At 59.2% G+C, this 26,638-nt stretch carries 20 protein-coding genes; 11 read left to right on the top strand and 9 right to left on the bottom strand.

Going from position 1 to position 26,638, the window contains the following annotated elements; translation table 11 throughout:
* Both ACONT6_RS15440 and ACONT6_RS15435 read right to left on the bottom strand, forming a co-directional pair.
* Nucleotides 1-1,362 carry a peptidylprolyl isomerase gene (locus ACONT6_RS15440; protein WP_428819323.1) on the bottom strand — a complete coding sequence of 454 codons (1,362 nt, stop codon included), beginning with the start codon at nucleotides 1,360-1,362 and terminating at the stop codon, nucleotides 1-3.
* A complete protein-coding gene (locus ACONT6_RS15435) occupies nucleotides 1,362-3,998 on the bottom strand; it encodes an LPS-assembly protein LptD (protein WP_428819322.1) in 2,637 nt (878 codons plus the stop codon). Before ACONT6_RS15435 ends, ACONT6_RS15440 begins: the two co-directional genes overlap by 1 nt.
* 320 nt (nucleotides 3,999-4,318) lie before the next feature.
* On the opposite strand from ACONT6_RS15435, the gene ACONT6_RS15430 reads away from it, so the two are divergent.
* From ACONT6_RS15430 to trpC, 8 genes are all read left to right on the top strand, one after another.
* Entirely contained in the window at nucleotides 4,319-5,428 is a 1,110-nt protein-coding gene (locus ACONT6_RS15430) for an aminoglycoside phosphotransferase family protein (protein ID WP_428819321.1), read from the top strand.
* Nucleotides 5,429-5,436: 8 nt separating this feature from the next.
* On the top strand, nucleotides 5,437-6,132 hold the full coding sequence (gene murU, locus ACONT6_RS15425) for an N-acetylmuramate alpha-1-phosphate uridylyltransferase MurU (RefSeq protein ID WP_428819320.1): 696 nt from the start codon (nucleotides 5,437-5,439) through the stop codon (nucleotides 6,130-6,132).
* 205 nt (nucleotides 6,133-6,337) lie between these two features.
* A complete protein-coding gene (rpe, locus tag ACONT6_RS15420) occupies nucleotides 6,338-7,006 on the top strand; it encodes a ribulose-phosphate 3-epimerase (RefSeq protein ID WP_428819319.1) in 669 nt (222 codons plus the stop codon).
* Between the two features lie 300 nt (nucleotides 7,007-7,306).
* Nucleotides 7,307-8,788: an anthranilate synthase component I gene (gene trpE, locus ACONT6_RS15415; RefSeq protein WP_428819318.1), complete on the top strand. Its 1,482-nt coding sequence runs from the start codon at nucleotides 7,307-7,309 to the stop codon at nucleotides 8,786-8,788.
* 36 nt (nucleotides 8,789-8,824) lie between these two features.
* Nucleotides 8,825-9,682 carry an ion transporter gene (locus ACONT6_RS15410; RefSeq protein ID WP_428819317.1) on the top strand — a complete coding sequence of 286 codons (858 nt, stop codon included), beginning with the start codon at nucleotides 8,825-8,827 and terminating at the stop codon, nucleotides 9,680-9,682.
* Nucleotides 9,679-10,257 carry an anthranilate synthase component II gene (locus tag ACONT6_RS15405; RefSeq protein WP_428819316.1) on the top strand — a complete coding sequence of 193 codons (579 nt, stop codon included), beginning with the start codon at nucleotides 9,679-9,681 and terminating at the stop codon, nucleotides 10,255-10,257. Before ACONT6_RS15410 ends, ACONT6_RS15405 begins: the two co-directional genes overlap by 4 nt.
* A gap of 213 nt (nucleotides 10,258-10,470) precedes the next feature.
* Nucleotides 10,471-11,505: an anthranilate phosphoribosyltransferase gene (gene trpD, locus ACONT6_RS15400; protein WP_428819315.1), complete on the top strand. Its 1,035-nt coding sequence runs from the start codon at nucleotides 10,471-10,473 to the stop codon at nucleotides 11,503-11,505.
* A gap of 4 nt (nucleotides 11,506-11,509) precedes the next feature.
* Nucleotides 11,510-12,304 carry an indole-3-glycerol phosphate synthase TrpC gene (gene trpC, locus ACONT6_RS15395; protein ID WP_181255172.1) on the top strand — a complete coding sequence of 265 codons (795 nt, stop codon included), beginning with the start codon at nucleotides 11,510-11,512 and terminating at the stop codon, nucleotides 12,302-12,304.
* Nucleotides 12,305-12,403: 99 nt separating this feature from the next.
* On the opposite strand, the gene fghA is transcribed toward trpC, so the two are convergent.
* Together fghA and ACONT6_RS15385 are read right to left on the bottom strand one after the other, a co-directional pair.
* The gene (gene fghA, locus ACONT6_RS15390; RefSeq protein ID WP_428819314.1) at nucleotides 12,404-13,243 is read right to left on the bottom strand and encodes an S-formylglutathione hydrolase; all 840 of its coding nucleotides are present in this window, start codon (nucleotides 13,241-13,243) and stop codon (nucleotides 12,404-12,406) included.
* A 12-nt stretch (nucleotides 13,244-13,255) separates the two neighbouring features.
* Nucleotides 13,256-14,383, bottom strand: a complete 1,128-nt coding sequence (locus ACONT6_RS15385) for an S-(hydroxymethyl)glutathione dehydrogenase/class III alcohol dehydrogenase (RefSeq protein ID WP_428819313.1) — start codon at nucleotides 14,381-14,383, stop codon at nucleotides 13,256-13,258.
* Nucleotides 14,384-14,552: 169 nt separating this feature from the next.
* On the opposite strand from ACONT6_RS15385, the gene ACONT6_RS15380 reads away from it, so the two are divergent.
* Both ACONT6_RS15380 and ACONT6_RS15375 read left to right on the top strand, forming a co-directional pair.
* Complete coding sequence (locus ACONT6_RS15380) at nucleotides 14,553-15,434, top strand: LysR substrate-binding domain-containing protein (protein ID WP_428819312.1); 882 nt, start codon at nucleotides 14,553-14,555, stop codon at nucleotides 15,432-15,434.
* A gap of 229 nt (nucleotides 15,435-15,663) precedes the next feature.
* Nucleotides 15,664-17,847, top strand: a complete 2,184-nt coding sequence (locus ACONT6_RS15375; RefSeq protein WP_428819311.1) for a M3 family metallopeptidase — start codon at nucleotides 15,664-15,666, stop codon at nucleotides 17,845-17,847.
* Nucleotides 17,848-17,890: 43 nt separating this feature from the next.
* On the opposite strand, the gene ACONT6_RS15370 is transcribed toward ACONT6_RS15375, so the two are convergent.
* From ACONT6_RS15370 to crp, 4 genes are all read right to left on the bottom strand, one after another.
* On the bottom strand, nucleotides 17,891-20,059 hold the full coding sequence (locus ACONT6_RS15370) for a transporter substrate-binding domain-containing protein (protein ID WP_428819310.1): 2,169 nt from the start codon (nucleotides 20,057-20,059) through the stop codon (nucleotides 17,891-17,893).
* Between the two features lie 89 nt (nucleotides 20,060-20,148).
* Complete coding sequence (locus ACONT6_RS15365) at nucleotides 20,149-21,663, bottom strand: tetratricopeptide repeat-containing sulfotransferase family protein (RefSeq protein WP_428819309.1); 1,515 nt, start codon at nucleotides 21,661-21,663, stop codon at nucleotides 20,149-20,151.
* 135 nt (nucleotides 21,664-21,798) lie between these two features.
* Nucleotides 21,799-24,273, bottom strand: coding sequence for a TonB-dependent receptor (locus ACONT6_RS15360; RefSeq protein ID WP_428819308.1), 2,475 nt, complete (start codon nucleotides 24,271-24,273; stop codon nucleotides 21,799-21,801).
* Nucleotides 24,274-24,540: 267 nt separating this feature from the next.
* Nucleotides 24,541-25,176: a cAMP-activated global transcriptional regulator CRP gene (crp, locus tag ACONT6_RS15355; protein WP_078083318.1), complete on the bottom strand. Its 636-nt coding sequence runs from the start codon at nucleotides 25,174-25,176 to the stop codon at nucleotides 24,541-24,543.
* A 322-nt stretch (nucleotides 25,177-25,498) separates the two neighbouring features.
* Here crp and ACONT6_RS15350 point away from each other — a divergent pair, with 322 nt between their 5' ends.
* Nucleotides 25,499-25,906 (top strand): OsmC family protein, encoded by a 408-nt coding sequence (locus ACONT6_RS15350; protein ID WP_428821523.1) that lies wholly within the window; start codon nucleotides 25,499-25,501, stop codon nucleotides 25,904-25,906.
* 77 nt (nucleotides 25,907-25,983) lie between these two features.
* Here ACONT6_RS15350 and coq7 read toward each other — a convergent pair whose 3' ends face one another.
* Entirely contained in the window at nucleotides 25,984-26,631 is a 648-nt protein-coding gene (gene coq7 / locus ACONT6_RS15345) for a 2-polyprenyl-3-methyl-6-methoxy-1,4-benzoquinone monooxygenase (RefSeq protein WP_428819307.1), read from the bottom strand.
* Nucleotides 26,632-26,638 lie beyond the last annotated feature (7 nt).

Below are 26,638 nucleotides of genomic sequence, written 5' to 3'. Positions count from 1 at the left end.
TTACTGGCTTTCGCCCTCACCTTCAGTCTGGTTCTCGCCGGACTCTTTCAGCTCCGGCAGCTTGATTTCCACATAGGCCTGATCGCGGATTTCCTGGCGCCAGTTCTGCAGTTCTTCCTCATAGCGGCGATTGCGCAGCAGGTTGGCCGCCTGATTGCGGATGTACTGGTCGGTCATGTCCTGTTGGCGACGGCCTTCTACCTGCAGCAGGTGCCAGCCAAACTGGCTGCGGAATGGCATGCTCAGTTCACCCACTGGGGTGTTGTTCATGGCTTGGGTAAATTCGGGTACGAACTGGCCGGGGTTGGACCAGCCCAGATCACCACCCTGCAACATGGTGCCGATGTCTTCTGAGTTGTCCTTGGCCGCGTCTTCAAACTTCAGGTCGCCGGCGGCAATTTTTTCCCGCAGGTCCATCAGCAGTTTGTAGGCGGCATCGTCATCGCGGATGGCGGAGGTCTTGACCAGGATATGACGCACCTTGGTCTGCTCCACCACCTGCTCGGTGGCGCCGCGCTGCTCGTGGATCTTGAGCAGGTGGAAGCCGGCATCACTGCGGAATGGCTTGGTGGTGTCGCCCACACCCAGGCCTTCCAGCGCATCGGCAAACAGGGTGGGCAATTCTACGGTTTTACGCCAGCCCAGGTCGCCGCCCTGCAGGGCGTTCTGGCCCGCGGAGTTGGAAATCGCCAGGGCGCGGAAGTCTTCGCCGGCGTTGGATTTTTCATAGATGGATTCGGCCTTGGCGCGGGCCTGTGTCACTTCTTCGGCGGGCGCGCTGGAGTTGACCGCAATCAGGATATGTCCCAGCTGGTACTGGGGGGATTTCCAGAACTCGCCCTCTTTGGAGCGCAGGAAGTTGTTGATGTCCTGATCGGTAATCTGGATACGGCGGCTCACGCTGCCCTGTTCGACCCGGCGGATGATCAGTTCCTGGCGAATCTGTTGGCGGAAGGCGTTGTTGGAGATGCCGTCGGCTTCCAGTTTGCGCTGAAACTCTTCCGGTGACGCGCCCATATTCTGCTGCACCCGGGCAATGGCCTGGTCCAGCTCTTCCTCGGAGATGGTGACACCCGCGCGGGATCCCATCTGCAGCTGCAGGCGTTCGACAATCAGCTGTTCCAGCACCTGACGGCGCAGTACATCGATCGGCGGCGCCTGTACGTTCTGGGCGGCGATTTGCTGGGCGATGGTATTCAGACGCTGCTGCAGCTCACTGGCCATAACGACATCGTCGTCCACCACGGCCACAACCCGGTCGAGTTTCTGCACCTGCGCGACCGCGGGGAGGGCGAGGGCGCACAGGGCTGCCAGGGTCAGCAGTCCGCGGCGGGAGGAGGTGAACATCTGCATTATTGTCATCACTGTTTCAGTACTTCTCTCTGTTCAAAGTTGGCAATGCCCTGGCTGAGCATACGGGTGACCGAGCCGCCGAGGCCGGCCAGTCCCTTCAATTGCAATTCAATATAGATGCCTTCGTCGTATTTCAGCTCTTCCGGGGGCACCACATCTGCCAGGTCGTTATCCAGCTCGCGCCGCCACAGCACACGCGTGCGGTAACAGCAGGTGTCATATTCGAGTCCGGCAAGGTACTCCAGTTCCCTGTCAAAGGTGAAATCGTAGTTGGCCCTGGCAAGGATGGAAAGCCGGTCATTGATCGGCCAGGCAGTGGAAACGTCTGCCTGCCGGACGGGGCCGCGGATCAGGAAGGTGTTGGTGGCGTCGAAAACCTCTTCCTTGCGCAGGTAGCGGTAGCCCACGTTGAACAGGCGGAAGTCGTCGTCCAGATAGCGCAGGGTGAAGTTGCCGCGATTGATGGTGTGGTCGGTGTCGTGGTAGATGACCTCGCTGCTGATACGCAGGGAGTCGGTTGGCCGGCTCTCCAGGCGCGCGGCAAACTCGGAGCGCGGCACATCTTCGATAAATTGGGCCAGTTCAATGCGGCTGGCCTGGGAATAGAAAATCTGTCCGGCGCTGGCGGCGAACAGGTCGCGACCGCTGCGCGGATCCACAAAGCGGGTGGTCAGGCCGATGGCGGCGCGATCGGCGTCGTCGATACGGTCGTTGCCGTTGAAGCGGCTGCTGCGGAACAGCTGGTCATAACTGAAGGTGAACAGCGATGTATCGTAGAGCAGGTTGTTGCTCTTGGGGTCGGTGCCGCGGATATCGCTGACGGACAGGAAATCGGTCTGGTCCGCTTCGCTGCTGCCCATCAGGAACAGGCGCGGTTCCAGTGTCTGCACATACTCTCGCTCGAACAGGTTGCCGTTGCGCTCGAAGAACAGGCCGCTGTCGATGGTGATCTGGCCGGCGGAGGTTTCCGGAGTGTCCATCGCAGGATCCGCGAGGAAAGTGTCCGCCAGTTCATAGCCCAGGTAGATTCCGGTGATCTCCGGGTTGAAGAAGCCCCACAGCCACTGCTTGTCCCAGCCGAAGCTGTAATCCACGCGAGTGCGTTTCGCGTTGATAAAGTTACGGGTGCGTTCGACGACGCTATCGGGGTCGTCCACATTATCGATAAAGCGGATGGTTTGGGTGTCCGCGTGATCGAAGCTGGTGATCTCGTGGTCCATCAGCAGCTGCCAGTCGCCCCACTTGTAGTTGCCGTTCACATTCACCCGCGGCAACTGGCTGAACGTATCGTAGCGGTCCTTGACCAGCTGCTGGTACTCCTGGGCGCGGACACTGGCGTTCCAATGCTCGCTGGTCAGGCTCGCTTGGGCCGACTGGCTCAGGCTGGTAAGGGCACTCGAGCTGACATTTTTGGGCGACTGCACGTCGGCGTTGTCGAGGTCGCGGAAATAGTCCGGGTCGCTGACCTTGGTGTAGTCGATGCGGGTGCGCCACAGGCCGCCGTCGCCGCCGGCCTGATCCAGGTTCAGGTACCAGCGATTCTCGCCCTTGGCCGGCAACACCAGGTCTTCCGGAAAGCCCTCGTTGATCAGGCGACGGGCGTCTTCATCGTTGCCGCCCTTGTCATTGGGCAGGCCGGCCATGCGCAACTCGGTATTGAACTTGCTGCTCAGGTGGCGGGTCTCTAGCTCCAGGCCGGTGCCGCGGTACTGCACGTAGCGCGGCACGATGGTGGCGTCTAGCTGCGGGGCTATGTTCCAGTAGTAGGGGATGGCGATATCCCAGCCATTTTCCTCGCTGTTACTGATGGCGGGAAACAGCAGCCCGGACATGCGCTCGTCGCCCACGGGAAAGCGCAGGTAGGGGAAATAGAACACCGGGATATCTGCGATTTCCAGGCGCACATTGCGCGCGGTACCCTGGCGCTCAACGCTGTCGATGGAGATTTCGCCGCCAACCATTCGCCAGAAAACGTCGTCCGGTTCACAGCGGGTGTAGTTGCCTTGGGTCAGAATCAGCTCCCCGCTGGCTTCGCGGGAAGCAAAGCGGGCCGAACCGTGCACAAACTCATCGTGAACCACATAAGTGGCGTCTTCGATGGAAGCGGCCTTGCTGTCGGTGTGGACCTCCGCGGCCTTGCCGCGCACCAGCAGACTGGGCTCGCGCATTTCGATGGCGCCGCTCAGGTAGGCGGTGCTCTCTGCGCGGTTGACGTTCACCTCGTCGGCAAACAGTTGGCGGTAGCCCTGGGTGATGTGCACATTGCCGCGCAGCTGGGCGGTACCGTCCTCCAGCCAGTTTGAGCTGTCGGCGGTAGCACGCAGCGGGGCGTCTTCCGGTAACTGGTCCGAATTGGGGTAGAAGCGCTGCGGTTCGATAAACGCACCGCCACAAATCGGTGCCAGCGTGCTGCGGGAGGCCGGATCCAGCTGGGATCTGGGAAACCAGTCCAGATACAGGTAGGCGTTGTCCTGCTGTACGCTGCCAGAGTCCGGGGTGGCCTGGGGCGCAGCGGTCTCTTCTGCGACTGCCGCTGCCGAACACCACAGGGGTTGGGCAGCGAGCAGGCCGAAAGCGAGGGAGCGCGGGCGTGATAATTGTCCAATGGCTAGCGCAAGGCGGCGCCAGCGGGAAGCTTCCAGCATCGAGTGATTGGTTCCAGCTATCTTTAGAGTCTGTTCCGTTGGCGAGATTGCGCGGTCAGTGCGCGGTTGCGCTTCCCGAGTTTGCAGGGAACTCCAGCCAGTGAGACAGAATCTGCGGTGAAGTCCGCAAAATGTGACGATGCCGACAAGGCTGGTGCGCAAAAATCAGCGGTCGATTCTACTTGAATGGCCGTACCCATGGAAACAATAGCGGGTGATCCGTCGCGCCAGCGCAGTTACAATGCGCAGTTTTTAGGCGGCCGGAGCACCGGGCGGGCCCAACGCCTGTCGAAAATAGTAAAGATGTATACAGGTGGCGGATGAATGAATGTGTAACCCAGGCCCCGGATGAGCGCCGCGAACAATTGCGCTTGTGGGCCGCGCGCGCCCTGCAATCCGGGCACGACGCACTGCAAGTGCCGCCGCTGGAGAATAGTCTGCACCTGTTGCCGCTCTCCGGCGACGCCGGCTTTCGCCGTTATTTCCGCACCGATACCAGCCCGACACTGATCGCAGTGGATTCCCCGCCGGAAAAAACCAATGTGAAGCGCTTTGTCGCCCTGGCGGACTACCTGCGTCGCAACGGTATCCACACCCCGCTGGTGATCGCCGCGGATATAGAGCAGGGCTACATGCTGCTCGAAGATCTCGGGGACACCCAGTTGTTACGCGAGCTGAATGCCGACAGCGTGTCCGGCCTGTATGCAGAAGTGATGAACGAGCTGCTCGGCCTGCAGCAGATCACGCGCGCCGAAGGCCTGTTCCCTCCCTACAATCGCGAACTCCTGCACATGGAAATGCGCCTGCTGCCGGAGTGGTTGATCGGCAAGTTGCTGAAGCGGGAGCTGAGTGACGCGGAGAACCAGCTGCTGGAGCGTACCTTCGCCCTCCTGCTGGACAGTGCCAGCGCCCAGCCGCAGGTGTTGGTGCACCGCGACTATCACAGCCGCAACCTGATGATTCGCGACGGTGAGCGCCCGGGGGTGGTGGATTTCCAAGATGCCGTGTGGGGGCCGGTCACTTACGACCTGGCATCCCTGTTGCGGGACTGTTACATCCGCTGGCCACAGGACCAGGTGGAAAACTGGGCCCTCGCCTACGCCTCATCGGCGGTCGATGCTGGCGTCATCCCGCCGGTGGCTCCGGAAACCTTCTTGCGCTGGTTCGACTGGATGGGCCTGCAGCGGCACTTCAAAGTACTTGGCCTGTTCCCGCGCCTTTACCTGCGTGATGGCAAACACGGCTACCTGCCGGATCTGCCGCTGGTGATCCGTTACACTCTTGAAGTGTGTGACAAATACGCCGAATTGCAGCCCTTCGCGAACTGGTTTCGCGAAGAAATCCTGCCATTGATCGAGCAGCAGGACTGGTACCGCGACTATCTCACCGCCGGCGAACGGCAGGCGGTGGAAACCGAACTCCCCGAATAAGCGCGAAGATGACTGCCAGACAAAACAACGTCCCCGCCGCCATGGTGCTCGCCGCCGGATTCGGTAAGCGCATGCGCCCGCTCACCGATCGCATGCCCAAACCGATGATCCCGGTGCTGGACAAACCGCTGATCGAATACGCCCTCGAGCGGCTCGTCGCTGCCGGCATCAAACATGTGGTGATCAACCTTGCCTATCGCGGCGATCAGATTCGCGAACATCTGGGCAAGGGCGATCGCTGGGGCCTCGATATCCAGTACTCACCGGAAGACGAGCCCCTGGAGACTGCGGGTGGCATCACCAGAGCCCTGCCGCTGCTGGGCGACGCCCCGTTCCTGGTGGTCAACGGCGACGTCTGGTGTGACTTCGACCTCTCCCGGTGGGTCAGTACTCCCCTGCCAGAGGGTTGTCCCGGTCGCCTGCTGATGGTGCCCAATCCGCCGCACAATCCCGAGGGGGATTTCGGCATCGACAACGGGTTGCTCTCCGGCACCACCAAACCGCGCTATACCTTTGCCGGTATCAGTTATTTGCGCCCGGAAATCCTCACCGCCTATCCCCATACCCGCGAGCGCTACGGCCTCGGCGAGGTTTTCGCCCACAACGAAGATTTGATGCAGGCGGAAGTGTACGAGGGAGATTGGTGTGATGTGGGGACACCGGAGAGGCTGAGAAAGCTGGAAGAGAGATTGACGTCGGAATAGCCAAAACGCTAACGAAGCGAAAAAGCACAAACTGAAGGTCGGGTGCCGGGTGGAGCTTTTCGGGATCGTCGCAAACAGGATGTTTGCGCCGAAGCGCCCAGGGATGGGTTTACAGCGGTCCCGAAAAGCTCCACCCGGTGTCCGGCCGCCACCGGGCCCAAACAAAGCTCCGGGGCAAAAAACCTCCAAGCACTGAGACGAGAAAATGCCGGACTACAAAATTGCACCCTCCATCCTCTCCGCCGACTTCGCCCGCCTGGGTGAAGAAGTCGACAACGTCCTCGCCGCTGGCGCCGACTGGGTGCATTTCGACGTGATGGACAACCACTACGTTCCCAACCTCACCATCGGCCCCATGGTCTGCAAAGCCCTGCGCAACCACGGCGTGGAAGCCCCTATCGACGTGCACCTCATGGTCGAACCCGTCGACGACATGATCCGTATGTTCGCCGATGCCGGCGCCAGCTACATCACCTTCCACCCGGAAGCCAGCAAGCACGTCGACCGCTCCCTGCAGCTGATCCAATCCCTGGGCTGTAAAGCCGGCCTCGTATTCAACCCGGCCAGCAGCCTCGACGCCGCCAAATACGTCATGGACAAGCTCGACATGATCCTGCTCATGTCTGTGAACCCCGGCTTCGGCGGCCAGAAATTCATCCCCGCCACCCTCGACAAGCTCCGCGAAGCACGCGAGCTGATCGACGACTCCGGCTGCGATATTCGCCTGGAAATTGACGGTGGCGTCACCCGCGACAACATCCGTGAAATCGCCCAGGCCGGCGCTGACAGCTTTGTTGCCGGCTCTGCCATCTTCAACCAGGACGACTACGCGGAAGTCATCAAGGCCATGCGCACGGAGCTGGCGCAGGCCTGAGCCCCACGGCTAGCACGGACAGCGCCGGAATACCGGCGCTTGCCCACCCCACAAGACATTTGTAAACTTGCTCGCCGGAATACAGGGAAGCAACTCGACGCTGCGACCCCAACGCTGCGAGAAAGTGACATTGAACTGCACTGCCCACCTCAATAACAGCTGGCGATGGCGCCACTGATCCGCTAAGCCTGCAGGCCAAATGGTCTTCCGGGCGCCTTTCCCGCGGGTAGGATTCCACAACAGAAGCGAAATCCAGGCCCCATTACAAAAAATTAAGCATTGCATAGACCCGGAGTCGCCATGACCCCCAGCGAATACACCCAGCTTGCGTCTGCAGGATACAACCGCATACCGGTCGTCCGCCGCGTACTGGCAGATATCGAAACCCCGCTCACCACCTACATGAAGCTCGCCGCCCGCGACGGTGGCCGCTACAGCTACCTGTTTGAATCGGTACAGGGCGGGGAAAAGTGGGGGCGCTACTCCATTATCGGGTTGCCCGCGCGCACCGTCTTGAGGGTGACCGGTCATGAGGTAACGGTCGAGCGCGATGGCAAGATTGTCGAGCAGGCCGAGGTTGAGGATCCCCTGGCCTTCGTCGAGGAATTCCAGGGGCGCTACAAAGTGCCGGAAATCGAAGGCCTGCCGCGATTTAATGGCGGTCTCGTGGGCTACTTCGGTTACGACTGTGTACGCTATATCGAACCCAAGCTGGCCCACAGCTGCCCACCGGATACCCTCGGCAATCCGGATATCCTGTTGATGGTCAGCGACGAAGTGGTGGTATTCGACAACCTCGCCGGTGCGGTAATTTTTATCGTGCACGCCGACCCGGAGCAGGAAGATGCGTTTGCCGCGGCCCAGCGCCGTCTGGACGAACTGGTAGGGCAGTTGTCGCAGCCGCTCGCCGCGGTAGAACCCCTGGGAATCGACGGCGACCACACCGCGGAGGAGGAATTCACCTCCCATTTCGGCGAGGAGGCATTCAAGCAGGGCGTGCACAAGGTCAAGGATTACATCCTCGCCGGTGACGTGATGCAGGTGGTGCCCTCGCAGCGCCTGTCCGCGCCGTTTACCGTACCGCCGCTCAACCTCTACCGCGCCCTGCGCAGCCTCAACCCGTCTCCCTACATGTACTTCCTCGATCTCGGTGACCACCAGGTAGTGGGGTCCAGTCCGGAGATTCTTGTGCACCTGGAAGACGGCGATATGACCGTACGCCCGATTGCCGGCACGCGCCGTCGCGGCGCCACCGAGGAACAGGACCAGGCACTGGAAAAAGATCTTCTGGCCGACCCCAAAGAGGTGGCCGAACACCTGATGCTGATCGACCTGGGCCGCAATGATGTGGGCCGGGTGGCGGAAACCGGCAGTGTCCGCGTGACCGATAAAATGGTGGTGGAGCGGTACTCCCACGTGATGCACATCGTGTCCAATGTAACCGGCAGGATCCGCCCGGAATTTACCGCTATCGACGCCCTGCGCGCGGCGCACCCGGCGGGCACCTTGTCCGGTGCGCCGAAAATTCGCGCGATGGAAATCATCGACGAGCTGGAGCCGGAAAAGCGCGGTGTCTATGGCGGTGCCGTGGGCTATCTGGCGTGGAACGGGAATATGGATACCGCGATTGCCATTCGCACGGCGGTCATCAAGGACGAGAAAGTTTATGTACAGGCCGGTGCCGGCCTGGTGGCGGATTCCGATCCGCAATCCGAGTGGGATGAAACCATGAACAAGGCGCGGGCACTGTTCCGCGCCGTGGCCATCGCCACCGGAAAATAACCAAATTGTTTTGAGCCATTGGAAGCAGTTAAACCGATGAGTAGTGAAATTTCAGTAGGACAGAAAAGCAGTTTTGCTGAACAGTGCCGCCGCCTGGTCGATGCGCCGATATTCAATCAGGTCATCATTGCCCTGATCTCGGTAAATGCCGCAGTGGTGGGCCTGGAAACCTCCACCTGGGTGCTGGAGCGGTTCAGTGGCGGCCTGCATGGGATCAACCAGCTGATTCTCGGCGCGTTCATGGTGGAGGCCGCGATCAAGATTTTCGCCCACGGCAATCGCCCGTGGCGTTACTTTGCCAATGGTTGGAACTGCTTTGATTTTTCCATCATCGTACTGAGCCTGATCCCGGCGGCGGGCCCCATGGCAACGCTGGCGCGACTGGTGCGCGTATTGCGGGTGCTGCGCCTGGTGTCGGCTTTCCCGGAGTTGCGCCTGCTGGTGGATACGCTGCTCAGAAGCCTGCCGAGCATGTTTCATATCAGCTTGCTGATGGGAATTATTTTTTATATCTACGGGGTGGCCGGATATTTCCTGTTCCACGAGATTGATCCGACGCACTGGCGTTCTTTGCCTATCGCGCTGTTGAGCCTGTTCCGTATCGTCACCTTTGAGGACTGGACGGACATCATGTACACCGCGATGGATGCCATGCCTTACGCATGGATTTACTTTATCAGCTTTGTGGTGATGGGCGCGTTTGTGATGATCAACCTGTTTATCGGGGTGGTACTGAACAATCTGGAAGAGGCCAAGCTGCGCCGTCTGGATGAGCTGGCGATGCCGCCGAGCCAGACCGAAATTCTGCGCGAACTGCGCGCAACCCAGGACTCCCTTGCCCGTTTGCAGAAACGACTGGGTGAGGCGACACAGGATAAAGGAACCGAATCATGATCCTGATGATCGACAACTACGACTCTTTCACCTTCAACATCGTGCAGTACCTTGCGGAGTTGGGGGCAGACGTCGTGGTGAAGCGCAACGATGAAATTGCCGTTGCGGATATCGAACAGCTGAACCCGGAAAAAATCGTGATTTCTCCGGGGCCCTGTACGCCGAACGAGGCGGGTATTTCCATGGATACCATTCGCGCTTACGCGGGCAAGGTGCCGATCCTTGGTATCTGTCTCGGCCACCAGAGTATTGGCCAGGTATTCGGCGGCCGTGTGGTGCGTGCCGGTGAGGTAATGCACGGCAAGACTTCGCCGATTATTCACAATAACCTGGGGGTGTTCCACGGCCTGTCGAACCCGTTCGAGGCGACCCGTTACCACTCGCTGGTGGTGGACAAGGGCAGTCTGCCGGATTGCCTGGAAATCACCGCCTGGACCGAAAATGCTAACGGTGAGATCGATGAGATCATGGGCCTGCGTCACCGCGAGTTGCCGGTGGAAGGAGTGCAGTTCCACCCGGAGTCGATCCTGACTCAGCACGGGCACGATATGTTGCGGAACTTTTTGGAGTCTTGAGGTTTTAGCTGGTGTGCTCCGTGGATGGTCTGGTGGCGATGCTGCTACCGGGATCCGTTTGCGAGACACGCCGTGAACCCGTCCATGGGGGCTCTTCTAAAACATCCCTGTTTTAGAAGGTCTCGCAAACGGATCCCGGTATCAGCCCCTTAGCTTTGAGTACCGGAGAAATTGCGAACCCCAGGAAACTAAGCTTAGGGAAGGGGAAGAATAATGAATATCCAGCAGGCCATTGCCAAACTGGTCGAAGGTGAACATCTCACCCGCGAAGAAATGCGCGGGGCCATGGGCCAGATCATGCGCGGGGAAGCGGATGATGCGCAGATTGGTGCATTTCTGGTAGCGCTGCGTATGGCCGGTGAGTCCGTTGAGGAAATCACCGGTGCGGTGGAAGTGATGCGCGAACTGGCCACCAAGGTCGAAGTGGATCTGACCAATGCGGTGGATATCGTCGGCACAGGCGGTGACGGTGCCAACCTGTTCAATGTCTCCAGCGCATCCAGTTTTGTCGCCGCCGCCGCCGGCGCGCGCGTGGCCAAGCACGGCAATCGCTCCGTATCGTCCTCTTCCGGCGCTGCCGACCTGCTGGAAAAAGCTGGTATCTATCTGCCGCTCACCCCGGAGCAGGTCGCTCGCTGTATCGACGGCGTCGGGGTAGGTTTTATGTTCGCCCCCAGTTATCACAGTGCCATGCGCCACGCCATTGGCCCGCGCAAGGCACTGGGGCTGCGCACCATATTCAATCTGCTGGGTCCGCTGACCAACCCCGCCGGGGTAAAACGCCAGGTGATCGGCGTGTTCGCCCCCCACTACTGCCGTATGCTGGCGGAAGTCCTGCAGACACTGGGTTCCGAGCACGTGCTGGTACTGCACAGCGATGACGGCCTCGACGAAATCAGTCTCGCTGCGGAGACCCGTGGCTGGGAGCTGAGGAACGGTGAGCTGGAAAAAGTGACCATTGCGCCGGAAGACTTCGGTATCGAGCGCCAGAACCTCGACGGGCTGTGTGTGGACGGTTCCGAGGCGTCCCTCGCGCTGATCCGCGATGCGCTCGGCAAGCGCGAAACTGCCGCTGGCAGCAAGGCAGCTGATATCATTGCGCTCAATGCGGGCATGGCCATCTATGTGAGTGGCGTTGCCGCGAGCCGGGAAGAGGGAGTCAGCATGGCTCAGGACGCCATTTACAGTGGTCTCGCCGGGGAAAAAATAAACGAGCTGGCCGCCTTTACCAGTGCATTCAAAGAGTGAAGTAATGAATACACCAACAATTCTGAAGACCATCGTCGAGCGCAAATGGGAAGAAGTGGCCGAGCGCAAGCAGTTGGTCAGCCAGGATGAAATGCAGCAGCGCGCACTGCAGCAGCCTCCCTGCCGCGGTTTTGTAAAGGCCATCGAAGCCAAACGCGACGCCGGTGAGGCGGCGGTGATTGCCGAGATCAAAAAGGCATCCCCCAGCAAGGGCGTAATCCGCGAAGATTTTATCCCTGCGGAAATCGCCACCAGCTATGAAAAGGGCGGTGCCGCCTGTCTGTCGGTGCTGACCGATGTGGACTTTTTCCAGGGTGCCGACGAGTATCTGCAGCAGGCCCGCAATTCGGTGCGCCTGCCGGTGATCCGCAAGGATTTTATCGTCGATCCCTATCAGGTGTACGAGGCGCGCGCGATCGGTGCCGACTGTATCCTGCTGATTGCCGCCTGCCTGGACGATGCGCAGCTCACCAGCCTGAATGACCTGGCCCTGGAGCTGGGACTGGATGTGCTGGTGGAAGTGCACGATCGCCAGGAGCTGGAGCGCGCGCTGAAACTGCCCAACCGCCTGATCGGTATCAACAACCGCAATCTGCACAATTTTGAGGTGCAGCTGGAGACCACCTTCAAGCTGCTGGACCTGATTCCCGATGACCGCATCGTGGTAACCGAAAGCGGTATTCACACCACCGACGATGTGGCGGCGATGCGCGGCCATAATGTGGATACTTTCCTGGTGGGTGAGGCGTTTATGCGCGATCAGGAGCCGGGCCGCCGCCTGATGGAACTGTTCAACTAGGTGAATTAACCGGGTTGTTCAGGATAGAGACAATCGCTGCCACATAAAAAAACCGGGCCATGGCCCGGTTTTTTTATGTGGGTAGGCTCTGCTGCGAGGTCACAATCCCAGGTGCCGGGCGTGAAAGCGCAGGTGCTCGCCGATAAAGCTGGCGATAAAGTAATAGCTGTGATCGTAGCCCTCGTGGCGGCGCAGTTGCAGCGGGAAATCGCTGGCGGCGGCCGCCGCTTCTAGGGTTTCCGGTTTCAGCTGCTCGGCGAGGAAGTCGTCTGCCTCCCCCTGATCCACCAGTGCGGGCAGCTTGCTGCTCGCATGGCGCATCAGCAGGCTACCGTCGTACTGGGCCCAGTCTGCGCCGTCATCGCCGAGGTAGGCGGTAAACGCTTTCTGCCCCCAGGGACAATTGACCGGGTTGGCAATGGGGCTGAATGCCGACACCGACCGGAAGCGTTCCGGGTTGCGCAGTGCCAGTACCAGCGCGCCGTGGCCGCCCATGGAGTGGCCGCTGATAGCGCGCTTGTCGCTGACCGGAAACAGGGATTCCACCAGGGCCGGAAGCTCGTTGAGCACGTAGTCGTAAATCCGGTAGTGACGGCTCCACGGGTCTTGCGTCGCGTTGACGTAGAAACCTGCGCCCTGCCCCAGGTCATACCCTGCATCGTCGGCGACGGTATCCCCGCGCGGGCTGGTGTCCGGTGCCACCAGGGCCATACCCAGTTCGGCAGCGACCTGCTGGGCGCCGGCTTTCTGCATGAAGTTTTCATCGGTGCAGGTGAGGCCGGACAGCCAGTAGAGCACCGGCACTTTCTGTCCACCCGCCGCCTGGGGCGGCAGGTAGATGGCGAAGCGCATATCGCAATTGAGTACCTCTGAGCGGTGGCGATACTGCTTGTGCCAGCCGCCGAAGCTTTTGTTACTGCTCAGGTTTTCGATGGTCATCGCTGGCTCCGATCACTTGTCGAAATGGATCACGGAGCGGATGCTCTCGCCGCTGTGCATCAGGTCGAAGGCACTGTTGATCGCATCCAGGCCCATGGTGTGGGTGATGAAATCGTTCAGTTTGAACTCACCCGCCAGGTAGCGCTCGACGTAGTCCGGCAGTTCCGAGCGTCCTTTCACGCCGCCGAAGGCAGTGCCTTTCCAGACCCGGCCGGTGACCAGCTGGAATGGACGGGTGGAGATTTCCTGGCCGGCACCGGCGACTCCGATGATTACGGATTCGCCCCAGCCTTTGTGGCAGCATTCCAGCGCGGAGCGCATGACGTCTACATTGCCAATGCACTCGAAGGAGTAGTCCACACCGCCGTCGGTCAGTTCGACGATCACTTCCTGGATCGGCTTGTCGAAGTTTTTCGGGTTGATACAGTCAGTGGCACCCAGCTGACGGGCGAGGTCGAACTTGCTCTCGTTGATGTCGATGGCAATGATGCGCCCTGCCTTGGCCATGGCCGCGCCGATCACTGCAGACAGGCCGATACCACCGAGACCGAAGATGGCCACGGTCGCGCCTTCCTCTACCTTGGCGGTATTCATCACCGCACCCATACCGGTAGTGACACCACAGCCCAGCAGGCAGACTTCTTCCAGCGGTGCGTCCTTGTTGACCTTGGCCAGGGAAATTTCCGGCAGCACGGTGTACTCGGAGAAGGTGGAACAGCCCATGTAGTGATAGATGGGCTCGCCGTTCTTGGAAAAGCGGGTGGTGCCGTCCGGCATCAGGCCCTTGCCCTGGGTCTCGCGGATCTTGCCGCACAGGTTGGTCTTGCCGGATGTACAGAACTTGCACTCGCCGCATTCCGGGGTGTACAGGGGGATCACGTGGTCGCCCACCGCAACACTGGTTACGCCTTCGCCCACGGACTCGACGATACCGCCGCCCTCGTGGCCGAGGATCGCCGGGAAGATACCTTCCGGGTCGTCTCCGGACAGGGTGAACGCATCGGTGTGGCACACGCCGGAGGCGATCACGCGGATACGCACCTCGCCCGCCTGCGGCGGCATCACGTCCACTTCTTCGATGGTGAGCGGTTTACCCGGGCCCCAGGCCACGGCTGCTCTGGATTTGATGGTCTCGGTCATGGCGGACTCCTGTTCGTTGCAGGCGGCGTTCTGCCACCAGATGGAGCGCAGTGTATCTATTTCTGTTTCGCTTATAATCCGTGAAAATTGAAATTCATTTTTGCATATTTGTAATAATTGATTTCGTGATCGAAAGGCGATCAGGTAGCGAGGTGACCGGGTAGTGAGCATGGGTAACTGGGAAGGAGTGAGCGAATTTGTCGCCGTGGCCGAGGCCGGCAGCTTTACCGGTGCCGCGCGCAAGCTGGGTATTTCCACGGCCCAGGTGAGTCGGCAGGTGAGTGCACTGGAGGCGAGGCTTTCCACCAAGCTGCTGTACCGAACCACCCGCAAGGTGTCGGTCACGGAAGTGGGGACGGTGTATTACCAGCACTGTCGCCAGGTACTGGACGGGCTGGCGGAGGCCGAGCGTGCGGTGACCGATCTGCAGCAGGTGCCCCGGGGCAGGTTGCGGCTGACGGCGCCGGTCACTTATGGCGAGACCACCCTGGCGCCACTGGTGAATGATTTTGCCCTGCAGTATCCGGAGCTGCAGGTGGAGATGGAACTGACCAACCAGAAACTGGACCTGGTGGCGGAGGGCTACGACCTCGCCATCCGCCTGGGACAGCTGACGGATTCCAGCATGATGGCGCGGCGGCTGGGCTCGCGCACCCTGCATGTCTGCGCCTCCCCGCACTACCTGTCTTCCCACGGTGAACCCCACAGCCTGTCGGAGCTGGCGCGACACAATTGTCTGCCGGGTACCCTCGACTATTGGCGTTTCCGCGAACAGGGGCGCTCACGCAATATCCGGGTGAACGGCAGTTTCCGCTGCAACAGCGGCCGCGCACTGGTGGATGCGGCGGTGAAGGGGATCGGTATCGTACAGTTGCCCGATTATTACGTGGATGAATACCTGCAGGGAGGGCAGCTGGTATCGCTACTGGAGCACTTCCGGGAGCGGGATGACGGTATCTGGGGTATCTACCCGCACAACCGGCACCTCTCGCCCAAGGTCAGCATGCTGCTGGATTTTCTCGGCGAATATATCGGTGAAGTTGCCGGCTAGCAGCGTGCTGGTGTGTATCTTGCACTGCTAGCGGCAGGTCAATGGGATGAGTGGTTGCGCCACCGGGATAAACCACAGGTGGATGAATTCCCAGTCATCCATGAAATGATATATTGGCGCATTAGACATCTTAGCTGGTGCCGATATCTGCACTGCGGCGGTAGCGGTTGCCCGCGATACCCGCACAAACCATTGGCGCCAATAACAGACACACTCATCGGAGAATGACATGCGCAAATCCCTGCTCGCGGTAGCCATTGTGGCTGTTGCCGCCTGTTCCGAGGCGCCCAAGCCGGATTCCAAGTCTGTGCAGGCAACGGAAGTCGAGAAGGCCCAGGTGGCTGGTGATCAGACTGCCCCTGCTGCGCAGGACAATCCGCTGCTTAGCCCCAGCACCCTGCAATACCAGGCCCCGGATTTTGGTCAAATCAAGGACGGTCACTTCGCCCCGGCCTTCGAACAGGGGATGCGCGAGCACCTGCAGGAAATCCAGGCGATCGTGGATAACCCGGAACCGGCCAGCTTCAACAACACCATTGTTGCCATGGAGCAGTCCGGCGCGCTGCTGACCCGTGTATCGCGTATCTTCTTCAACCTGGTTGGCAGCGACAGCAATGAAGCCCGCCGTGAACTGCAGAGCAAGCTCGCCCCGCAGCTGGCGGCACACTCCGACAGCATTTACCTGAATGCGGATCTGTTTGCCCGTGTGGAAAAGCTCTACAACCAGCGAGTTGAAGAAGAGCTGGATGCGGAATCCGCGCGTCTGCTGGAAGACGTCTACGACAATTTCGTCAAGGCAGGTGCCAAGCTTTCCGTGGAGCAGAAGGTGACCCTGCGCGCGCTGAATGAAGAGCACTCCAAGCTCACCACCCAGTTCAGCCAGAACCTGCTGAAACTCAGCAAAGACATTGCTGTGATTGTCGACGACAAGAGCGAGCTGGACGGCCTGTCTGAGAGCAAGATCAAAGCTGCCGCAGAGGCGGCTGCCGATGCGGGCCACGAAGGCAAATACCTGATCAGCATCACTAATACCACCCGTCAGCCGGTGCTCGCCTCACTGAAGAATCGCGAGCTGCGCCAGCGCATCTGGGAAGCTTCCGCCCACCGCGGTACCTCCGGCGAGCTGGACAACCGCCCGCTGGTCAAGCGCCTGGTACAGATTCGTGCGCAGAAAGCGGGCCTGCTGGGTTTTGACAACTGGGCTGAGTACCAGTTGACCGGGACCATGGCAGAAAAACCGGAAAACGTCCTGAGCATGCTGAACTCCATGGTGCCGGCGGTGGTGAAAAACACCAAAGCCGAACAGGCCGATATCCAGGCACTGATCGAGCGCGAAGGCGGTGACTTCGACGTGCAGCCCTGGGACTGGGCCTACTACGCGGAAAAAGTGCGTCAGGAAAAGTACGAGCTGGATGAAAGCGAGGTGCGCGAGTACTTCGAATTTAACCGGGTACTGAACGACGGTCTGTTCTACACCATGAACCGTCTGTACGGCATCACCTTCAAGCCCCGTCCGGACCTGCCGGTATACCACCCGGATGTTCAGGCATTTGAACTGTTCGATCACGATGGCGAGAGCCTGGCAATTTTCTACGCGGATTACTTCGCGCGCGAAGGCAAGCGCGGCGGAGCCTGGATGAGCTCCTTCGTCGGCCAGTCAGAGCTGCTGGAGCAAAAGCCGGTGGTCGTCAACGTGATGAACATCCCCAAAGGCCCCGAGGGTGAGGCGACCCTGGTCAGCTTCGACCACGTCACCACCATGTTCCACGAGCTGGGACACGGCCTGCACGGTATGCTCTCCAAGGTGCATTATCCGAGCCTGGCGGGTACCGCCGTATCCCGCGACTTCGTCGAATTCCCGTCCACGTTTGAAGAGGACTGGGCGAGTCACCCCGAGGTGCTGGCGAACTACGCGTATCACTACAAAACCGGTGAGGCCATCCCCGACGAGCTGTTGGCAAAAGTGTTGAAGGCAAAGAACTTCAATATGGGCTTCGACACCCTGGAGTACATGTCTGCCGCGTTGCTGGACATGGAATGGCATTCCCTGCCCGCCGACGCAGAGCAACAGGATGTGGAAGCGTTTGAAGCCGAGGCCCTGGCAAAGCACGGCGTTGACCTGGCCGCGGTACCGCCGCGTTACAAATCCACCTACTTTGCCCACTCCATCGGCGGCGGCTACTCCGCCGGTTACTACGCCTATATGTGGAGTGAGATCCTGGCTGCGGATGCTTTTGCCTACCTGCGCGAGCGCGGTGGCCTGACCCGCAAGAACGGCGACCTGTACCGCAAGAATATCCTGGAAGTGGGTAACTCCCGCGCGCCCATGGAGTCTTACGTCAAGTTCCGCGGCAAGGAGCCGACCACTGACGCACTGCTGGTCCGTCGCGGACTCAAGCCGACCGAAGGGTAATCAGTACACGGCCGCGCAGGGAAGCGCGGCTGATCAGCCTGTATCAGTCGTCCGATGGGTTGGGAATAAAACGCAGCATATGCGAGGGCTCAGCACCGGCGACGTCGGTGTAGGCGCGATACAGGTGGCTGATTTTGCGTACATACTGCACCGGTTCCGTGCCGCGCACGTAACCATAACGGGCATTGTTGAAGTATTGCGGTTCCGCCAGTTTCAGCATTGCCAACTCGACATTGCCAAACCAGGTGTCTGGATTCAGGCCGAGTTCCTTGGCCAGCCTGCGGGCATCCAGCAGGTGACCGTAACCGGCATTGTAGGACGCGAGGGTGAACCAGAGCCTGTCCACTGCGGGCAGTGTGGGTTCAATACGTTCGCGAATCCAGTTCAGGTATTTGACGCCTGCCTGAATATTCCGGTCCGGCTCAAACAGCGGGGGCGGGTAGCCCATTTCTTCCCCGGTCATCGGCATGACCTGCATCAGTCCCTGGGCGCCAACCGGTGAGATTGCCTTGGGGTTGAAGTTACTCTCCTGCCACATCTGCGCAACCACCAGCCGCCAGTCGAAGTTGTAAACCAGCGATTCTCCTTTTACCAGTTTGTCGTAGGGCGACAGGTCCTGTCCGGGTACGACTCGCGCGGCAACCCGCTGGGTAAAGCGCTTGTTGGGTTCAAAGTAAGCGGCAATTTTCTGCTGGTACTGTTCACTCTTGCGGTATTTGACGATGAACTTGTCGAGTTTTTTCTTCAGCTCCCGGTTCTGGGGCATCAGCATCCATCCCTGACGTCTCGGGTCACTGACCATCGTGCCCGGTAACAGCTCTGGCTGCAGAGAGGCGGACATCAATACATCATCGGTATCGACGATGGTGGCATCCAGCTCGCCGGCGGCGATCTTGTTGATGATTTCCGCCATGGAAACCTCCGGTTCCGCCACCTCCACCGTCACATCAATACCGCTGTTTTTAATCGCATTAGCTGTGGTAATAAAAGGAGAAAAGGCGCGCAGGGTCAGCTTGCGTCCGGCCAGGTCTTGCACCTGGTTGATTGCGGGTTTCTGTCTGTTGCTCACCACCTGTTCCGGGGTTTCCCGGTAGGAGGTGGTAAAGGTAATCCCCTGGTCGATGCGCTCTTGGGTGATATTTTTAACCGCCCCGGCAAAATCTCCCCGCCCGGCCTTCAGCCAATCAATCAAAGTCTCGCTGTAGGGCACCACGATAATCTGTAGTTGTAGCTCGTGCTGTTCGGCAAAGGCCAGGGCGAGATCGTAGTCAAAACCCATTAGTACGCCTTTCCACAGGTAATACACGGAAGGGCGGTTGTAGGTCAGGAAACGGATCACGCCGGATTCCTTGATTGCATGCCAGTCGGCGATCCGATCATCCGGTGGTTTGACCAGGTTGCGGGTGAGGAAGTTATTCACCGTGGTGAGTAATTTTTTTGAGTCCTTGCGCACAGCCCAGGCGATATTTTCACTGGGGGAAACTTCGGCCCCGGTACGCACATCATTCCGGTAGCTATGCATGTTGTCTGCGATATAGTTATCCAGGATCGCGACGCGGTTTTTTTTCTCGTTCAACAGATCGACGAGGGCATCACGATCCTCGTAAACTACGGGTTGCAGGATGCTCAGGTTTGCCTGCGGGTATTCCGCGCGCAGGCGCTCCGCGGTGTCCACATAGTTTGAGCCCGCCTGGGCAAGCAGTTCCACATTTTTCAGTTTTGATGGATCGCTGATGTCCGGCCCTTCCACGCTGGTCACCAGTTTGTGGCGGGCCTGCATCAGCGGCACGGTGAAGTCGACAAGGACGCGACGGGCCTGGTTATCGGTGAGGGTGTAGGCGGCAATATCCGCCTCACCCGCTTGCACCATTTCGATCGCCTGCTGGGGCGTGTCCGCGCGCAGCCAGACGGCCTCCAGCCGCAGTTTCTCGGCCAGTTTATTGGCGAGATCAAGACTTCGCAGGGTAACGATACTGTCTCGGGGAAGCAGGTCCTGCCTTGGGCCGGAAAGATTTACAAAGCGGATGACACCGTGTTTTCTGATGTTATCCAGGTCGCCTGTCTCTGTATAGTTGGAGAATGGAGCTGGCTCACTAGGGGCGGCTTCACGGTTTGACTCCGGCTTGCTACAGGCGCTGAGCAGCAGGAATATTGTTATGGCGAAAAACCCAATACCACTGACGAGTCGAGCAGCTCCCAAATGCTTCTGCATGGAACTACCTCAAGTTGACCCGCCAATTCTAGTGTCGAATTCGGCGGTTCCCTCCCTGTCAACCTCCCCTTGGAGCGGGGCGGTTCCTGCTAGATCATTCCTGCCCGGCTGAATATCTCGATGGCCGGAGCCAGTTCCTTTTCGTATTTTTTCCACCGCTCGACCGCATCCCGGTAGATCGGTTGTCGTACCTGAACACTACTGGCCGTGGAGACCGCATTTTCAGAACGGTAAAAGTTCAGGCAGTCATGCTCCCAGGCAAGATCGAGATATTGCATCATTTCCCGGGATTCCCGTTCCGGGTTTTCGGTGAGCTTTTCATAGTTCACGGTGTAAATTCTGTCGCCGAATATCGATTTCCAGTGCGCCATTAAATCCTGGTATGCGCAGATATAGTGTGCGGTATCGCTGAGGCTGTAGTGGTAGTGGTAGTAGCGGAAATTGAAAGAGAACAGTTGGCGGTAATTACTCAGGCAGACGTCCAGAGGATGCCGCTCAAGGGTCACTATTTTAGCTTTTGGAAAGCTGCGTAAAATAAATCCGAGATAGAGGAAATTCATCGGCAGTTTGTCAATAATCCGGGCGCTGGTTTGTCCTCTTTCCCGACAACGTTTTATGTAGTCGTTTGCTATTGCTTCCGGCGCGCTGCGCAATGCTGCGGATACCACTTCCGGGGAAAGTGTCTGCGAGCTGGAGGTGGCTGAATACTGCTTGATGATCAGCGGAAATTCGTGCAGCTCTCCCAGTGTTGCCACCTGCGAGTGGCTGGCAATAATTTGCTCCACCAGTGTGGTTCCGGAGCGGGGCATGCCGAGGATAAAGACAGACTCGGCCCCGAGATCATTCTCTGATTCGCCTGCGGTATCCACTGGAAAGGCCGATTTTATGCATGAAAAAAGTTCGGCATCCTGCGCAAAGGTGTAACCCACTTTTTGCCGATAGCGGCCTTTCACCTCGGCAAGAACAGAAAATGCATCGCGGTACAGTCCGCCTTGTTCGTAATTCCTTGCCAGGGCGTGACTCAGGTAGAGCTGGTCCTCGGCACTCAGTCCGGGTTTTTCCAGCGCGCTCTGCAATGTATCGCGGTTGTCGCTATTGCCCGTGTTTTTTTCCAGCTCCGACAGGGCCCAGCGAGCGCGTGCGAAGTCTGGTTTTAATTCGATAGATTTCCTGTAGGCGTTGCGCGCGGCCTCCTGGTTGCCGAGGAACTGCTCGGCAGATCCCAGATTGAACTGAAACTGGGCATTGTCCGGTGACAGCGCAACGGCCTGTCGCAGCGGGGTTATGGCTTTATTGTGTTCATCGAATTTGGCGTAGACCACGCCCAGGGTGTCGAGTATCAGCGCCCGCTGTGGCTTTTCTGCCATGGCCGCATCTGCTGCCTGAATTGCCGGCGCGTACCGATTCAGCTGTGCGCAGTAACGCGCTTTCTGGCTCAGGTATTCTTCGTTGCGCGGCGCTTTCTGCAGGGCACGCTCGATCATTTCCAGCGCTTTGTTTAACTGTCCGGCGGCGGCAGTGGCAATACTGATAAGGAACCAGGCATCACTGTGCCCGGGCTCCCGCTGCAAAATCTCGCGGCAGCACTGGTACAGGCTGCGCATATCGCTCCGGTTGAGCGCTTGAGTGGCGGCAGCATGCAGCTGCTTTATTGTCGGTGTCTGCATAAATTCAGGGCCAAATAAAAAAGCCGGTCCGGGACAGTGTATCCCAGACCGGCTTTGTGTGAGTGCGCCGAATCAGAAGCTGTAGGTGAATCGGGCACCGATCGTGCGCGGGGTACCCACGTACTGGCCGTAAGAGCGCTGGGTAAAGCCGTTGCCCCACCCGATGCCCGGACCGTTGGTTTCATCCTCCAGGTTGCGGCGGCTGGTGCGGGTACCGGTGATGTAGTACTTGTCCCACAGGTTGTCGGCAAAGGCCTGTACCGTCCAGTTGTTCATGGCCAGGGTGGCGGACAGGTGATGTACGGCGTATCCCGGGATGGCTTCGCCACCGCGGTCACCTGCGGTGATGCTGCCATCCTCTTCGACGATATAAAGCGGATCTTCCGGTCCGCCCACCATGTTGTAGACATCACTGGCGAATACCAGGCCGTAATTCAGGTCGAGATCGTAGCCGCCCATCACCGTAGTCGCGTAATTCAGGTTAAGCGATCCCTGGTGTTGCGCATGGCCGGGCAGGCGTGCTCCCGCATAGACGTCGAAGGGGCCGACCAGTCCGGGTGCATCTTCGGTCAGTTCCGCATCGGTATAGGCGTAGGTGAGGGCCAGGTCCAGATTGTCGGTAATCAACCAGCTGCCCTGAAGTTCGAAGCCCTGGCTCACCGCGGCACTGCCGTTACCGGTGATCGGCAGCGAGCCGTTAGCGGTAGTGGTCGCAACCTGCAGGTCGGTCCAGTCGATATAGTAGAGCGCGGTGCTCACCGACAAGCGCTCGCCAACCAGGCCTTTGTAGCCGATTTCGTAGTTATCGATCTGATCCGGATTGATCAACACTTCGTCCGGGAGTGCGCAGAGCTGCTGGTTGTCACTGGCAATTTGCTCGGCGGTACATTGAGGAACCGAGTTCACGCCGCCGTTGCGGTAACCCTGTGAGTAGGTGAAATAGACCATGCCGTTATCAACTGCATCCCACGCCACGTTGAACTTGAGCAGATCACCGTCATCTTCACCCTGGTTGCGACCAAGATCCACGTTAATGGCGTCCTGCGGTTCGCCAAGGAATACCGTTTCAAATAATGGCAGCCCGAAACCACCGGTAATGTCGGTTTCAAACTTGTAGCGCCGGTAGCCGCCGGTTACCGCCAGGGTATCGGTGATGTTGTAGGTCAGCTCGCCGTAGAAGGCCGACTCTTTCTCGTCGATATCGGTGAGCTGGATATATTCCAGGCTGTCTGGACGCAATTGCACACCGTCCCAGTTGTCCACAACAAACTGGTCAAAGTAGGGGGTGAATTCCTCACTGATGGCGTCGGAAACGTACTTGTTCTGGAAGTATCCGGCTACCCACTTGAACGGGCCTTCGTGCTGGGAAGACATGCGCAGTTCAAAGGTGTCCGATTGATCCTTTACTTCCTCCCGGGTATAGGCGGAGAAGGAGGGGAAGGAGTCGTAGCCGTAATCCAGATCCAGCAACAGGTCGGTCTGGTCGCGCTGGCCCAGCTCTTCGTACTCGGACTGGCCATACACCATGGTGGCCTGGGCAAAGCCCAGATCGCCGATCAACTCCAGGCTGGTGAGCTTGTTGGTGTAGTGGTTGGGTTCCTCGTAGCGCATACCCGATTCGTAAGGCCCGGTACCGAAGGAGAGCTGGTGGGCCAACTGGCGGCCTTCGGCCTTGGTGTCCTGGTAGTAGTGCCACAGGTTGGCTTCCAGCCAGTCATTGGCGAGCCAGCGCACATTGATTCGCGCAGAGGTGGTGTCTTCGCCATTGGCATCTTTGGCGCGGCGCAGGTTTGCGGCGACTTCCTCGGGATTATTGAAATCCGGTTCCGGGTCAGAGATACCGGATTCGCGCACCACGTAGTTGTAGTCGATGAAGCCCGGGTCCTGGACGCTGTCCGCATTCACCCGAATGGCGAGGGTATCGGTAACGGCGAAATTCAGGGTCGCGCCGTACTCCTGCCCGAGGCCGGAGCTTTCGCTATTGCTACTGGCGCTACCGCGGAATTTGGCACTGAACCCGGAGGGATCTGCCTTCGCTGGTATATAGCGGATGGCACCGCCCATGGTGCCCTGGCCGTAAAGGGTACCCTGGGGGCCAATGAGCACTTCCACGCGCTCGAGGTCGACCGGCTTGAGGTCAACCTGCAGGGGGATATCGCCCAGGTACATGGCAACCGTACTGCTGCTGAAGCCCGGGCCCAGGCCACCGGTGTTCAGGCCGCGCACCATCATATCCGGTACTTCATCCCGAGGGCCCCGGTCCACCACGGTCAGGCCGGGAGTGTAGTAGGCAATCTTGGAAATACTGTCGAGGCGCAGGTCCTCGATTTTTTCACCGCCCACAGCCGAGATGTTGATGGGGATATCCATCACGTTCTCTTCGCGCCGCGAACCGGTGACCACCACCTCTTCAAAAACCGGTTTGTTTTCGCTCTCGGCCTTGCCGTCCTCGGCCAGGGCGGACTGCCCCGAGGATATCGCGGCGAGGGAGATGGCGATGGCGAGATTGGACTGGGTCAGGACTTTGGATCGGCTGCTGTGACGCATGATTGCTCCCTAAGACTGTTTTTGTTTATTAGTGATATCTGCAATCACGGTACCAGTGTCGAAGAGAATAAATCGCTAATTAAGGGGTTCAGGCAGAGGATAATTTCGCCCAGGTGCTTTCGATCGGTGCATGCATCTGAAAGGTAGTGGTTTTGTGCGTCTTTATGGTGCTGCAGTGGGTGGGGTTATTGCGCGGTGGCCGGGAGGGGAAATAAAAAAGGCGATCCGGATGGATCGCCTTTCGGGGTGCGGAATAAACGGTGCCGTCTAGCGGGTGCCGTAAACCACCATGGTTTTGCCTTTTACGGATACCAGGCCCTGCTCTTCCAGGGTCTTCAGTACCCGGCCAACCATCTCGCGGGAGCAGCCAACAATACGGCCGATTTCCTGGCGGGTGATCTTGATCTGCATGCCTTCCGGGTGGGTCATGGCATCCGGCTCGTTGCACAGGTCGAGCAGGGTGCGGGCAACACGGCCGGTGACGTCCAGGAACGCCAGGTCACCGACTTTACGGGTGGTGTTGCGCAGGCGCACGGCCATCTGGGTGGCCAGGTTGAACAGGAATTCCGGATGCTGACGGGTCAGTTCCTGGAATTTGGTGTAGGAGATCTCCGCTACCTCACACTCGGTTTTGGTGCGCACCCAGGCACTGCGGGTGTCCTGGTCAAACAGGCCCATCTCACCGAAGAAGTCGCCGTCGTTCAGGTAGGCGACGATCATTTCGCGCCCTTCGTCATCCTCGATCAGCACGGTTACCGAGCCGCGCATGATGAAGTACAGGGACTCGCAGCGGTCGCCGGCATAGATGATGGTGCTCTTTGCCGGGTAGCGGCGGCGGTGGCAATGGGCGAGGAAGTCTTCGATGTTGCCAGTAGAAAGGGTTTCTTCGGTAGCGACCGTCACGGATCTACTCCTTTTTCTAGAATTTTTGTGCCTGATCCCGGGTAAGAGGACGATTATCCCGCTAAAACACCGGTGCCGACAGGGGCAGAGCGCAGCAATGCTTCGCAATGTGATCTGGGCCACTGTTTGCGAAGGACTCGGATAGGGTGTTGTTTATAGCGGTTGTGGACAGCGCTGACAACCGCTGTTAGTGAAGGCTTACTTATTGGTGGTTGCGAGCCGGGGCGGAATTGTAAATTTCCCTGCTGCAGATATCGCGCTCCCTTGTGATAAGCTCCCGGGCCGCGTCAATTTTGAAGGAGAAAGTTCCATGGCAGGCGTTATGCAGGGTCAGGTGACCTGGGTGAATGGGGTCACGTTTGTCGGCGAATCCGGCAGTGGTAACTCGGTGGTGATGGAAGGGGGCGAGAAGAACAATGGCATCCGTCCGATGGAGATGATCCTGCTGGGTGTGGGTGGCTGTGCCTCTTATGATGTGGTGGGCATTCTGCAGAAGACCCGTCAGGACGTGGTGAGTTGCCATGTAGAACTCAAGGGTCACCGCCCGGATGCGGTGCCAGCGCCTTTTGAGAAAATCGAGATGGAATTTGTGGTGCGCGGGCGGGACATCAAAGAGAAGCACGTGGCCAAGGCGGTTGAGTTGTCGGCTGAGAAGTACTGTTCTGCCTCGATTATGCTCGGCAAGGCCGGTGTAGAAATCGTGCATACCTACCGGATTGAAGAAGCCTGAAGGCTTGCGAGCGATTCGGAATAAAAAAGGGGAGCCAGATGGCTCCCCTTTTTTATTTTCTTTACAGAGGCGGCCGCTTACAGCCGGTAGCTCACCGAAGTCATCGCTTTCGATACCAGCGTCATCAGCCCCTTAACCGGGCGCGGGAAGCGTGCGCCACCGGCATCCAGTGCCGCGTGTTGATGTTTCGCTTCATCTACCAGCATCTGCTCCACCACCGCACGGCTCTTGTCGTCCTGAGCGGGCAGTTTCTGCAAGTGGCTCTCCAGGTGCTTGCACACCTGTTCTTCCGTGGCCGCGACAAAGCCCAGGCTGACCTTGTCGGAGATCTTGCCCGCAGTCGCACCGATGCCGAAGGAGAGTCCGTACCACAGCGGGTTCAGCAGGCTGGGACGGCTGTCCAGCTCTTGCAGGCGCTGTTCGCACCACGCCAGATGATCAATCTCCTCATCCGCCGCATGCTCCATCTCCGCACGTACCTGCGGCAGCTTGGCGGTCAGGGCCTGTCCCTGGTACAGCGCCTGGGCGCAGACTTCACCGCTGTGATTCACCCGCATCAGCCCCGCCGCATGGCGGCGCTCTGCGTCCGACAGGTCCGCCTCGTCCGCCGACTTGGCGGGAGACGGGCGCTCGTGACAGGGTGAGCCCGGGCTTAAGGTACGCAGGGCGCGGTCCGCCTGCAGCAGCAGGCGGTCCAGACCGGATAGCTGGCGTTGACTGCTCATCAGTGTG

This window comes from Microbulbifer sp. MCCC 1A16149, assembly GCF_050368945.1.
Taxonomy (GTDB): Bacteria; Pseudomonadota; Gammaproteobacteria; order Pseudomonadales; family Cellvibrionaceae; genus Microbulbifer.
Note: the sequence above shows the minus strand (reverse complement) of the source record. Positions and strands in the feature narration are given on the sequence as shown.

Excerpts from the sequence above, each read along its gene's own strand:
- ACONT6_RS15375 (WP_428819311.1), top strand. The coding sequence starts at position 15,664 with ATGCGCAAATCCCTGCTCGCGGTAGCCATTGTGGCTGTTGCCGCCTGT.
- ACONT6_RS15405 (WP_428819316.1), top strand. The coding sequence starts at position 9,679 with ATGATCCTGATGATCGACAACTACGACTCTTTCACCTTCAACATCGTG.
- trpC (WP_181255172.1), top strand. The coding sequence starts at position 11,510 with ATGAATACACCAACAATTCTGAAGACCATCGTCGAGCGCAAATGGGAA.
- trpE (WP_428819318.1), top strand. The coding sequence starts at position 7,307 with ATGACCCCCAGCGAATACACCCAGCTTGCGTCTGCAGGATACAACCGC.
- ACONT6_RS15380 (WP_428819312.1), top strand. The coding sequence starts at position 14,553 with ATGGGTAACTGGGAAGGAGTGAGCGAATTTGTCGCCGTGGCCGAGGCC.
- ACONT6_RS15435 (WP_428819322.1), bottom strand. The coding sequence starts at position 3,998 with ATGCTGGAAGCTTCCCGCTGGCGCCGCCTTGCGCTAGCCATTGGACAA.
- fghA (WP_428819314.1), bottom strand. The coding sequence starts at position 13,243 with ATGACCATCGAAAACCTGAGCAGTAACAAAAGCTTCGGCGGCTGGCAC.
- ACONT6_RS15370 (WP_428819310.1), bottom strand. The coding sequence starts at position 20,059 with ATGCAGAAGCATTTGGGAGCTGCTCGACTCGTCAGTGGTATTGGGTTT.
- ACONT6_RS15350 (WP_428821523.1), top strand. The coding sequence starts at position 25,499 with ATGCAGGGTCAGGTGACCTGGGTGAATGGGGTCACGTTTGTCGGCGAA.
- ACONT6_RS15410 (WP_428819317.1), top strand. The coding sequence starts at position 8,825 with ATGAGTAGTGAAATTTCAGTAGGACAGAAAAGCAGTTTTGCTGAACAG.
- coq7 (WP_428819307.1), bottom strand. The coding sequence starts at position 26,631 with ATGAGCAGTCAACGCCAGCTATCCGGTCTGGACCGCCTGCTGCTGCAG.
- ACONT6_RS15440 (WP_428819323.1), bottom strand. The coding sequence starts at position 1,362 with ATGACAATAATGCAGATGTTCACCTCCTCCCGCCGCGGACTGCTGACC.
- trpD (WP_428819315.1), top strand. The coding sequence starts at position 10,471 with ATGAATATCCAGCAGGCCATTGCCAAACTGGTCGAAGGTGAACATCTC.
- ACONT6_RS15385 (WP_428819313.1), bottom strand. The coding sequence starts at position 14,383 with ATGACCGAGACCATCAAATCCAGAGCAGCCGTGGCCTGGGGCCCGGGT.
- rpe (WP_428819319.1), top strand. The coding sequence starts at position 6,338 with ATGCCGGACTACAAAATTGCACCCTCCATCCTCTCCGCCGACTTCGCC.
- ACONT6_RS15360 (WP_428819308.1), bottom strand. The coding sequence starts at position 24,273 with ATGCGTCACAGCAGCCGATCCAAAGTCCTGACCCAGTCCAATCTCGCC.
- ACONT6_RS15430 (WP_428819321.1), top strand. The coding sequence starts at position 4,319 with ATGAATGAATGTGTAACCCAGGCCCCGGATGAGCGCCGCGAACAATTG.
- ACONT6_RS15365 (WP_428819309.1), bottom strand. The coding sequence starts at position 21,663 with ATGCGCAGCCTGTACCAGTGCTGCCGCGAGATTTTGCAGCGGGAGCCC.
- murU (WP_428819320.1), top strand. The coding sequence starts at position 5,437 with ATGACTGCCAGACAAAACAACGTCCCCGCCGCCATGGTGCTCGCCGCC.